This is a genomic window from Dialister micraerophilus DSM 19965, assembly GCF_000194985.1.
Taxonomy (GTDB): domain Bacteria; phylum Bacillota; class Negativicutes; order Veillonellales; family Dialisteraceae; genus Dialister; species Dialister micraerophilus.
In genome coordinates this window covers 1231774-1243786 of the sequence record NZ_GL878519.1, presented here as the reverse complement: position 1 = coordinate 1243786, position 12013 = coordinate 1231774, and the positions used below count along the sequence as shown (strand labels likewise).

Annotated in this window: 10 protein-coding genes; all 10 read right to left on the bottom strand. The window is 31.9% G+C overall.

Features of this window, described 5'->3' with window-relative positions:
- Positions 1 to 8: 8 nt before the first annotated feature.
- The 10 genes from murD to HMPREF9083_RS05880 all read right to left on the bottom strand — a co-directional run bounded on the left by murD (position 9) and on the right by HMPREF9083_RS05880 (position 11940).
- On the bottom strand, positions 9 to 1358 hold the full coding sequence (gene murD, locus HMPREF9083_RS05925; RefSeq protein ID WP_007556487.1) for a UDP-N-acetylmuramoyl-L-alanine--D-glutamate ligase: 1350 nt from the start codon (positions 1356 to 1358) through the stop codon (positions 9 to 11).
- Between the two features lie 70 nt (positions 1359 to 1428).
- Positions 1429 to 2394 carry a phospho-N-acetylmuramoyl-pentapeptide-transferase gene (mraY, locus tag HMPREF9083_RS05920; protein ID WP_007556486.1) on the bottom strand — a complete coding sequence of 322 codons (966 nt, stop codon included), beginning with the start codon at positions 2392 to 2394 and terminating at the stop codon, positions 1429 to 1431.
- The gene (locus HMPREF9083_RS05915; protein WP_007556485.1) at positions 2394 to 3776 is read right to left on the bottom strand and encodes a UDP-N-acetylmuramoyl-tripeptide--D-alanyl-D-alanine ligase; all 1383 of its coding nucleotides are present in this window, start codon (positions 3774 to 3776) and stop codon (positions 2394 to 2396) included. The genes mraY and HMPREF9083_RS05915 overlap by 1 nt, the downstream gene beginning before the upstream one ends.
- 4 nt (positions 3777 to 3780) lie before the next feature.
- The gene (locus HMPREF9083_RS05910) at positions 3781 to 5277 is read right to left on the bottom strand and encodes a UDP-N-acetylmuramoyl-L-alanyl-D-glutamate--2,6-diaminopimelate ligase (protein ID WP_007556484.1); all 1497 of its coding nucleotides are present in this window, start codon (positions 5275 to 5277) and stop codon (positions 3781 to 3783) included.
- A 60-nt stretch (positions 5278 to 5337) separates the two neighbouring features.
- On the bottom strand, positions 5338 to 5727 hold the full coding sequence (locus HMPREF9083_RS05905) for a cell division protein FtsL (RefSeq protein WP_007556483.1): 390 nt from the start codon (positions 5725 to 5727) through the stop codon (positions 5338 to 5340).
- 18 nt (positions 5728 to 5745) lie between these two features.
- Positions 5746 to 6678, bottom strand: coding sequence for a 16S rRNA (cytosine(1402)-N(4))-methyltransferase RsmH (gene rsmH, locus HMPREF9083_RS05900; protein WP_007556482.1), 933 nt, complete (start codon positions 6676 to 6678; stop codon positions 5746 to 5748).
- A gap of 6 nt (positions 6679 to 6684) precedes the next feature.
- Positions 6685 to 7122, bottom strand: coding sequence for a division/cell wall cluster transcriptional repressor MraZ (mraZ, locus tag HMPREF9083_RS05895; protein WP_007553886.1), 438 nt, complete (start codon positions 7120 to 7122; stop codon positions 6685 to 6687).
- 145 nt (positions 7123 to 7267) lie between these two features.
- Positions 7268 to 7744 carry a peptidylprolyl isomerase gene (locus tag HMPREF9083_RS05890; RefSeq protein WP_007556481.1) on the bottom strand — a complete coding sequence of 159 codons (477 nt, stop codon included), beginning with the start codon at positions 7742 to 7744 and terminating at the stop codon, positions 7268 to 7270.
- Positions 7745 to 7758: 14 nt separating this feature from the next.
- The gene (locus tag HMPREF9083_RS05885) at positions 7759 to 10686 is read right to left on the bottom strand and encodes an insulinase family protein (RefSeq protein ID WP_007556480.1); all 2928 of its coding nucleotides are present in this window, start codon (positions 10684 to 10686) and stop codon (positions 7759 to 7761) included.
- A gap of 51 nt (positions 10687 to 10737) precedes the next feature.
- Positions 10738 to 11940, bottom strand: coding sequence for an aspartate kinase (locus tag HMPREF9083_RS05880; protein WP_035062752.1), 1203 nt, complete (start codon positions 11938 to 11940; stop codon positions 10738 to 10740).
- Between the last annotated feature and the right edge of the window lie 73 nt (positions 11941 to 12013).

The window sequence follows — 12013 nt, the reverse complement described above, 5'->3', positions numbered from 1 at the left end:
GCACCTACTTATTGCATAGAATTTACAATTCTTTTAAAATCATTTCCACGCTCTGCCATATTTTTATACATATCAAAACTTGAACATGCAGGCGACAAAATAATTATATCTCCCGCTTCGGCAAACTTTGTAGCTTTATAAACGGCATCTTCCATATCTTTTGCTCTTGTTATATTGGAAACTCCCTCTTTTATTGCAACTTTCTCAAATCTTTCCGTTGCTTCTCCGATTAATATCAATTCTTTTGTATGTTCTTTAACTTTTTTCATGTATTCGGAAAGAGGTATACCTTTATCATGTCCACCTGCAATCAGTATCACAGGTTTATCAAAAGCTTCCATACCTTTTATAGAAGCATCTGTGTTTGTAGCTTTAGAGTCATTATAGTAATTTATATTTTTAAATTTTCTTACAAATTCTATTCTATGAGGCAATCCCTTAAATTCTTTTAAAGCTGCTCGAATAGCCTCTAAAGAAATCCCGCTGAAAAATGCTAAAAATGATGCTGCTAAGGCATTTGCATAATTTTGTTTACCTTTTATTTGTAACTCATTTTTGTTACAAATATTAATCTTATTACCTTTATATGAAATTACAAGCTCTTCCCCATCAAGAAAAGCTCCGTTATCAATATTTTTTTGTATACTGAATAAACATACATTAGTATGCTTATTCGCCATTTCAGTCAGTTCATTCGTATATTTATCATCTGCATTTAAAAGAATACAATTTTCAAAATTCATATTCTCAAAAATTCTTGCTTTTGCTTGAACATAAGCTTCCATTGTATGATGACGTTCTAAATGATCAGGTGTAATATTTAAAATTGCAGCTGTTTTGGGTTTAAAATTTTTAATAAATTCCAACTGAAAACTTGAAACTTCTGCTGCTATTATACTTTTCTCATCAATTAAATCAGCTTTATCACTTAATGAAACTCCTAAATTTCCGGCAACTGCGAATTTTTTACCGGAATTTTTAAGCATAAGACCCAATAATTTTGTTGTCGTTGTTTTTCCATTAGTTCCGGTTACCGCTAAAATTGATGCTTTTGTAATACAAAAAGCCAATTCTATTTCACTTATTACTGCAATATTTCTTGCTAAAGCTTCCCTTACCAAAATATTTTCTAATGATATTGACGGAGACACCACAACAGTATCTATGCCTTTCAACTGTTCGCTTGTCTGAATTCCAAAATAAAATTTAACACCTTTCTTTTTAAATACTTGATATTCTTCCGTATTTTGAAAAGAATTATTTAAGTCTGAAATAACAACATTACAGTTATGTCGAAGCAAAACATGTGCAGCTCCCACTCCACTAATACCCGCTCCGATAATTAAAACATTCTTCATGTTTCCCCCTCGGATATTATTTTTTCAATAACAATTAGTATATAACTTTATTTTTAAATAAACAACCTTATCAAGCATTATTTATAATCATAAACAATGTTCCAAACGCAATAAAAAATTCAAAAGTCCAAAATACCCATACAACTTTTGTTTCTTTCCATCCTGAAAGCTCAAAATGATGATGAATAGGACTCATTTTAAAAATTCTTTTCTTATACAACTTAAATGAGGTAACCTGAATTATCACAGATAGTGCCTCAATAACAAAAATAAATCCAAATAAAATCAAAAGTAATTCACTTCTCGTAAGTACAGAAACGGCCGCAATTGTTCCGCCTAAAAAAAGCGAACCTGTATCCCCCATAAATACTTTTGCAGGATTATAGTTAAAAAATAAAAATCCTACACAACATCCAACAACAATCAGACACATATAACTAAGATTGATATATCCGCTTAAATAGCAATATGCGGAATAAGCGGCAAACGCAATTGTACAACATCCGCTTGCCAATCCATCCAAACCGTCAGTCAAATTTACTGCGTTAGATGCTCCTATAATTACAAGAACCACAAATGGATAATATAACCATCCTAATGATATATCATAATTTAAAAAAGGTATTGAAATTGCAGTAGGAATTTTTAAAATCTCTACTACCCCATAGCAAAATACAACGGATAAAAATAATTGACCCAACAATTTTTCTTTGGCAGTTAAACCCAAATTGCGTTTTTTTCTGGCTTTTATAAAATCATCTAAAAATCCTAAAAACCCATGCCCTACCGCTACAAAGAGAAAAAGTATAGATTGGGCAGAAATCAAACCGTTCATAACTGAAACCGCAATAAAACTTATAATCATAAAAATTCCGCCCATTGTCGGTGTTCCTGATTTAGCTCTATGTGCTTTAGGACCTTCTTCTCTAATAGATTGCCGTGCTTTTAACTTACGTAAAACCGGCATACCTATAAAATATAAAATAACAACTGCCAATATTGCTTCTATCAAATAAAAGAAAAAATTTTTATCCATTATTTCTCTAACTCTTCTTTCAGTAAATCAGGTATCGTATACATCTGCATTGAATGCGACCCTTTTAATAAAAAAACATCTCCTGCTTTTGCTATATTTAAAATGCATTCCGCAGCTTCTTTACAAGTATCGAAAGAATATATCATTTTCATGCCTTTTTCTTTTGCACCTTTTGCTATAAATTTTGCCAAATCTCCGACAGTAATTATTCCGCAAAATCCCATATCTGCCGCTTTTAAGCCTATTTCATAATGAAATTTTTCTTCATTTTTCCCAAGCTCTTTCATATCGGCAAGAACCAAATATTTATTTTTAGCAGATATTTGCTTCAAAGAACGAAGAGCCATTTCCATAGACAACGGATTTGCATTATATGCATCATCAATAATTTTAATTCCATTAATTTCAATTAATGATTGCCTGCCCGCTCTTGGAGAAAAATCACTCAAAACTCTTTGTATTTTTGTAACATCAACACCTAAAATACGTGCCGTAGAAGTTGCTGCTAAAGCATCGTAAACATTATGTATTCCTAAAAGTTTCAAATTTACTTTAAAAGCTTCATCAAAACATACGCAAGTATATTTTGTACCGAAGTTTTCAAAACTTACCTTTTCTCCATAGACGGTATAATTACCGTTTAATCCATAATAAATAACTCTACCTTTGAAATTTTCTCCCATCTTTTTGACAAATGAATCATCACCATTTAAAACTGCAATTCCATTTTCAGGTAATGATTGAATCAATTCACCTTTTGCTTTTGCAATATTTTCCTTACTACCCAATATACCTATATGTGAAGTCCCAACATTAGTAATAACACCTATAGTAGGTTTTGCTATATTACATAATTCTTCAATCTGTCCAAAACCTCTCATTCCCATTTCTACGACACATGCATCATGTTCTTTTGTGATATTAAGTAATGTCAAGGACAGTCCGATTTCATTGTTATTATTTTTTTCAGTAGAACACACATTGAATTTTGAGGAAAGTAAAACGGAAATCATATCCTTAGTAGTTGTTTTCCCATTTGATCCGGTTACAGCTACTACAGGTATATCAAAACGCATTCTATTAAAATGCGCTAAATCTTCAAAAGCCTTTTTAGTATCTTTAACTAAAAACACCGTACAATCTTCAGATATTTTTTCCAAACACTCAGAATCGGAAATAATTACAGCCGAAGCCCCTTTTTTGCATGCATTAATTACAAAATCATGCCCATCAAAACGTTCTCCTTTTAAAGCTATAAATAAATCATTTTCCTTTATTGTACGGGAATCTATACTCACATTAAAGCAAACTCCCGTTTTTTTACCGCTGACCAGCTCAGCACTTGTTGCTTTTTTTATCTCATTGAAAGAAAAAGATGCCATAAACTTAACCTCTTAATACTCTCCTTGCCTCTTCACGATCATCGAAGTGAATTGTTTTATTCTTCAATATCTGATAATCTTCATGACCTTTTCCGGCAATAATCACTATATCATTAACTCGTGCAATTTCAATAGCTTCTTTAATTGCACTTCTTCTATCAACTAAAACTTTATACTTACAATTATATTTTTCGGCATTTTCTTTAACACCTTTTACTACTTGTTCAACAATAGAATTCGGATCCTCAGTACGTGGATTATCACTAGTTACTATAGCAATATCTGAATACTTTGCAGCAATTCTTCCCATTATCGGACGTTTCATAGGATCCCTGTCTCCTCCACATCCGAATACAACTATAATTTTACCGGTTGTTATTTCTCTTGCTGTTGTTAATATATTTTCCAATCCGTCGGGAGTATGTGCATAATCAACCACAACGGAAAATTCCTGACCTTCATCAATTAATTCAAAGCGTCCCGGAACATTAGTAAAATCAGTTAATGCCTTTATTATAAAATTAAAATCTATTCCCTCTGAAATTGCTGCACTCATTGCCGCCATAATATTATAAACATTAAATCTTCCCATCAATTTTACCGTAACAGGATATTCTTTATTCTTATACACACAAATAAATTTCGTGTTTTTACCTGTAAATTCAGTTGATATAACTTTAAGTTCAGCATCTCTATTCATACTGGAAGTATGCAACTTGCAAAGCTTTCTATCTTTAATGGCATCAATCATAATATGTGAATAGTCATCATCTATATTTATACAAGCATTTTTATTTGATTTTACTTGTCCCTCTTCCGAAACCATAGAAAACAATTTTGCTTTTGCATTGGCATAATTAATCATGGTTTTATGAAAATCTAAGTGATCTTCGGTTAAATTTGAAAATACTGCAGTATCAAATTCACAGCCTTCTACTCTGCCCAATACCAAAGAATGTGATGAAACTTCCATGCAAACATGTGTTACTTTTGCTTTTTTCATTTTATATAATAATCTTTGCAAATCGATAACATCCGGTGTTGTATTATGTGTTTCAAACTCTTCATCACCAATCAATGCATGTATTGTTCCTATAACACCAGTTTTATATCCGGCTTTTTTTAAAATATGCGAAATTATATGAGTGGTAGTTGTTTTTCCGTTAGTTCCCGTAACAGCTATCATTCTCATACTCTTCGACGGATAATCAAAAAAAAGCGGTGCTATTTTTTCCATTACCGTTCTGGTATTTTTTACGTAAACCACAGTAACTCCTTCAGGAACTGAAATCTTTTTTTCCGCAATAATTGCGACTGCTCCTTTTTCTACCGCTTCACTTACATACTTATGACCATCTACATGATATCCGGATAAACATATAAATAAACTTCCTTCTTTCACCATCCTTGAATCTGCAGTAATATCTATAATATCCTTATCAACATTTCCAATAATTTTTATATAAGAACTATCATTCAATAACTCTTGAAGATTTTTCATTTTTTACCTCTTTCACAAATTATATTATATCGCAAAGTAGCGGCCAAAGGCCGCTACTTTTTAATCACGTATTTTTCTATGACTATCTTTAACTTCATTCATTCCATAAATAGCGGTAGACGGCATTTCCATACCTAATTCTTTTTCAGCTATTTCCTGAATTCTTGTAGGTGCTTCCAAACCTGCAACCTCCAATTTCAATCTGGCGTTTTCTCTAGATAATTCAATAACTTCAGTTCTTAAATTTCTCATAACATATCGCTCTTGATCGTTAATCAATCTGAAACAATATGTAACAGCTAAGGGCAACAATAAAATCAAAAGAATCATTTTAACGTCACGAAAAGCAATAGATGTTTTTACTTTACCTGCATAAACTTTTGCAGGTACATCAAAAGTTGTTCCAACTGACTTTGAATAGCTTAACATCTTTACATTCTGTGACAGCATATAAAATGCCTCCTTATTTTATATTTTTTCCGCAACACGAAGTATTGCACTTCTAGCTCTCGGGTTTTCCGCAATTTCTTCATCCGTCGGACGTATTCCATTTCCCAACAATTTTATTTTCCGTTGATGATTACATACACATAAGGGAAATTCCGGTGGACAAATACATTGCTTGGCAAGATTTTTAAAAGTTCGCTTTACTATCCTATCTTCCAAAGAATGAAATGTAATTATTCCTATACGACCGCCGGAAACTAAACAATCTACACAATCATTTATTGTGCTTTCAATAATACCAAGCTCATTATTAACTTCAATGCGTATAGCTTGAAAAGTTCTTTTTGCAGGATGTGGACCGTTTTTCCTTGCCCCCAACGGTATTGCAGCTTTTATAATACTTACCAATTCCCCTGTAGTTTCTATAATTTTGTTTTTCCTATAATCTACAATGAATTCTGCAATACGTTTTGCCCATCTTTCTTCGCCGTATTCTTTTATAATAAATGCTATTTTTTCTTCAGAATACTTATTTACAACATCATGTGCAGTTAATTCACTATTCTGATTCATACGCATATCCAACCGACCTTCATGCATATAAGAAAATCCCCTATTTGCCTCGTCCAATTGATATGAAGAAACTCCTAAATCAAAAATAAACCCATTAATTTGATTTAAATTTTTTTCTGACAATATATTTTTTATATTCGAAAAATTACTATGAACAAAATTCAAATTGCATGTGCAATCTTTCATTCTCAATTCTGCAGCTTTTAATGCATCTAAATCTTGATCTATACCAATTAAAAGTGCACCATTTTCAACTTTTTCCGATAGAAGAGATAAATGACCCGCACCACCTAACGTACAATCTGCATAGACTCCGTTTTTATCGGTTAAAATTGCAGAAATCATTTCTCTTCGTAAAACTGTTACATGTTTAAATTCCATTTTTCTCTAAAAATCAAAATCCATAGGCATATCCAAAGACTCTGCCAATTCATCTATAGGTTGACTTTCCGTTTCTTGTTCTTTCAAAACCTCAGAGCTCCAAATTTCTATAGTTGATCCTGTCCCTATAATTCGTGCGTTCTTTTTAAGTTTTGCAAGTGTTCTAAGATGTGCCGGAATTAAAATTCTACCTTGCTTATCACATTCCATTTCCGTACTTTTACCAATTAAATAACGACGTAATTGCCTCACATCTTTTTTCGTAAATGGTAGTTTTTGCAATTTTTCAATCATGGCATCCCAGCGTTCACGAGGATAAATACATAAGCATGAATCCAATCCGGGTGCCAAAATGAAAGATTCGCCCAATTCTTCTCGAAATTTGGCAGGAAGAATCATACGACCTTTTGTATCAATCGTATGTGAATATTCATTCATAAACATTTTATTCTTCCACCTCCTCCACTTTCATCCACATTCTACCACAATTCACCACACATATACAACAAAATATTTGTTCTACTATATAAATTTATTTTATTTTGAAATAAAAAACAGATCAGCTTTATATTTCTGATCTGTTTTCTTATTATATTTCAGTTTTTATTAAAACTTTTTTTAAAACAACATCTTTTAAAGGTTTATCTGAAAAATCAGTTTCGACATTACTTATTTCTTGCACCTTTGCATAATTTTTTACCACCTTCCCAAATATAGTATGATGATTTTGCAACCATCTTGTAGGTACTACGGTAATAAAAAATTGTGATCTTCCTGTATTTGGACCCGAATTTGCCATTGCCAACACTCCGGCTTCATCAAAAGTAAGTTCCGACACAAACTCATCCGGTATAACCTGATCCGATCCTCCATATCCCGTTCCTTCAGGATCTCCTCCTTGAATCATAAAATCAGGAATTATTCTATGAAAAATAGTATTGTCATAAAATCCCGATTCTGCCAACTTTTTAAAATTGGCTACAGTAATCGGTGTTTTTTCTTCAAACAATTCAACAACAAAAGAACCGTAATTAGTTTGAAATTCTGCATAAAGTTTATTATTCATATTTTTCTCCTGACTTAATTAGGTAATGAACGAATTTTTTTAAATATTTCTTCAGATTTTTTTACCTTGTGTTCAGAACCCATTACACACAAATAAGGTTCATTGATAACCGATTCTACCAAATCGGCAAGTTTATGAATATCCTCCAAAGTGCAATTTATAATTTCATTTCGAATTCTTTCTCTATCCTCGGCGGTACTTCCTTTAAAATAATCTGCCGCAGCTCTATCACCTAACATTGATGGAGTAAACTGTACTTCTTCTGCAGCCATAGTACCTATTACATATTTCGTCATTTCACGCTCTGAAATTTTCAAGTTACGTAAATAATCCGGAATACCCTTGAATACATCTAAAGTTTCTTTCAAATTGGGATCACGATATGAACATAAAACAGCATTTCCATTCGGTGAAAATTGAACAAATGCCCCATATGCACCACCCAACACTCTAACCTTCTTCCAAAGATAATCATATCTTAAAATTGTTTCCATTACACGAACGGCTCCGGTATATTTAAATCCGTACTTTTTAAAATTTCCACCTTTAGATACATAATTAACTTTGCCTGAAGTCAAAAAGCCTTCATTATAACAATCATTATTGAATTCAAATGAATTTTTATTGTTTTTCTCACCGATTTCCATATCACAAATAAGATACTTAACTAAATCTTTTACACTTTGACTGTCTTTTTCATTTCCTATAACTTCAATTGTCAAATTATTACGTGTAAATATTTTTGCCGATACACTCTCAAGTTTTTTTACAATTTCATCATAATTCTTATCATAGTTATTTACTAAATCTGCCAAGAAATAATAATAACTTAATGCCAATTTTTCGGTAAACTCACCTGTTTTCGAGAAATAAGAAATCAAACGGTTCATTGTGAGCAAATGACCCCTGTCAAATACCGTCATATCCCATTTTGTTTTCTCGGAGAGAATTAATTCTTTTAGACGTTTTCTTTCAGTATATTCGGTATGACAAATAATTTCTTTCAATAATTCCACCATACATTTATTATTAGCTGTCAAAGCTTTACCACCCACTTCAAATGTCGGAATATATTTATCGGAATTATTATAGTCACCAAAGCACATAACGCTGAAATTAATTCCACCCGTATTGGAATTTTCTAAACGTGTAAGTTCTCCATATGTATATTTCTGAGTATCCATTGAACCGAGCAAGGATGTCAAAAGATTTGCATAGAAAATGTCATTTTCATTGATTCCGAAAAGATTAAAAAATAACCTTACATACGAAATTCCTGAAGTATTGACATCGTAATGTAAATAATCTACACCGTTAACGAAATCCTTCTTTATTTTTTTCTCGGTAATAATTCTCTTAAGATCTTTACGTTCGAGCAAAGGTATTGTTTTTAATGCATCTTCGCTATCTTTTGAAGCCTGACGCACTTTAAGCTTCTTGGTATTTTCAACAATTTCATTTAATTGCTCTTCACTTAAACTGTTCTTAAAAGCTTCCAATTTTTGCGCAGTTAAAGCATTTTTCTTTTCTGTTAAACCTTTTTCCGGTTCCATTGTTATCAAAACTTGATGATTATTTTTGATAACATATTTTAAAATTAAATTTTCAAAATAATTTGTATCTATAAACTTTTTCAATTGCTTTAAATTATCAAAATATTTTAAAGCATCCATCGGATTTCTATCATACAACCACAATTCCATTGCTCTGATTCCATAGAATAATCCTTTTGGACGTCCTCTATAATCATTTTCTCTTAAAGTAAACTCTATACGATTTATAGCAGCTTTAAGCATTAATTTATCAATACCGTTTAACGCCAATGCACGTAAAGTTTCGTCAATAGTCTCTTCAAACTTTTTTTGATTATTTACATCTGTTCCCGATAATTGAATAGTCCATACAGGTTGTTTATATCCGTCAGTATATGAACCCGACAATTCACTTCCCAATTCTGCATCCAAAACAGCCTTTTTAAGTGGAGCCCCTTCAATTTCTATAAGCACGTAATTCAAAACTTCAAATGCTAATGAATCCAAAGTGCTCATATAATCGTTAAAAGCTGTATATAATGCATGGATAGCTTTTTTATCGGTACTTTCGCTTTCAGAAATTCCATATTTTCGATTTATCACTTCGCGTTTCTTGAAAGGTACTTGTGTTTTAATTTGTGAATCAATTTTCTTTTCATTGAAATTACTCAAGTATTCACTGTCAATAAAATTCAAAGTTTTTTCTATATCCATATCTCCATACAAAAAGATATAACTGTTTGAAGGATGATAAAACTTTTTATAAAATTCTACAAATTCCTTGTAAGATAAAGCAGGAATAACTTCCGGATCACCTCCGGATTCTACCCCGTAAGTTGTATTTGGAAATAGCTTTTCCATTGCAAAATTTTCCATAATTGCATCTCCGGAAGAAAGTGCACCTTTCATCTCGTTGTATACAACTCCGTTATAAGTTAATTCAGAGTCCTTATCTTCAAGCTCATAATGCCAACCCTCTTGCATTAAAATTTGAGGATCATCGATACAATTAGGATAAAATACTGCATCTAAATACACATCCATCAAATTATGAAAATCTACTGCATTTCTGCTTGCCACGGGATACATTGTCTTATCAGGCCATGTCATAGCATTAAGAAACGTATTAAGAGACCCTTTGACAAGTTCTACAAACGGTTCTTTCAACGGAAATTTTCTAGACCCGCATAATGTAGAATGCTCCAAAATATGCGGTGTACCTTTAGAATTATCCGGAGGTGTACGAAATCCTATAGAAAACACCTTGTTATCATCGGTAGTGTCCAAGTATAACAATTTGGCTCCTGATTTTTCATGAACCATCAAATATACATCTGAGTTCACCTCTTGTATAAATTGATTTTGCTTTATTTTAAATCCTCCGATTACATCGCCTTTATTAAATTTCATAAACAACCTCCTTAACTTATAAAGACCGGACACTCCGGTTCTTTACTAAGTCTATAAATTATTAAAAAATTCAGAATGAATACGTTGTACTGCATCTTTAACATTCTTTTCAAGTATAATAAACGATATGCTTATATCTGTTTTAAAAGCTATATCTACAGCAATATCAACATCATCAAGCGCTTTAATAACTCTTGATAAAACGTTTTCTGAATCAAGCATATCCATACCAACTACAGAAACTTTAGCAATATTTGATTCATATACAATACTGTCAAATAATTTTTCGCTCTTTAAAGAAGCCAAAATAATTTTAGCATCTTCCAAATCAGTATGTTTTATCGTAAAAATAATATTCTTATTATCTCTAATAAACATATCTGCACTTATATTATTCTTTATAAGTTCATTTTTTATAATATCTATAATATTTTCTTCATTTTTAAATCCAGTAATTAAAACTTTAGAAACATTTATATCATGAGTTACACCCTTAACCACGTATTTATTATTTTTTGTTTTACAAGTTTCTTTTATTACAGTTCCTTCATTTTGGGAAAAAGTAGATCTTACATGTATAGGAATATGGTATTGCAATCCTATTTCAACACTTCTAGGTTGCATAACTTCAGCACCCAAACGTGCCATTTCCAACATTTCAGCATTTGTAATTTCTTTCATTTTTACAGCATTATGAACATATCTGGGATCTGCTGAATAGACACCTTCTACATCTGTAAAAATTTCACATATGTCAGCGTGCATAGCTCCGGCCAATGCAACTGCAGTAGCGTCACTTCCACCTCTTCCCAATGTGGCAACATTTCCATTTGAATTAATTCCTTGAAATCCGGCAACAATAACTATATTTCCGTTTTCCAATTCATTAAACACTCGTTCTGGATTTATTTCTGATATAAAAGATTTTCCATAATCACCTTTTACAAAAATCCCTGCTTGTTCTCCTGTCAAAGAAACAGCACTCACACCGAGATTCATAAATGTCATTGCCAACATGGAAATGGCTACCTGTTCCCCTGTTGCAAGTAAAACATCCATTTCTCTGCCATGTTTCTCTTTAGTTACTTTACCGGCTAATTTAATTAATTCATCAGTTGTATTTCCCATTGCAGATACAACAATAACTATTCGATCATTTTCTTTTTTTTCGTATATTACACGCTTGGCAACACCTATCATTTTTTCCGGTGTTGCAACAGAACTTCCACCAAATTTTTTTATGTAAAGAGACACGTTTACCCCCACTTTCATGACTCTTAATTAAGCTATTTCAGATTTTATCATGTTGTAAATATACTGTAAAGAA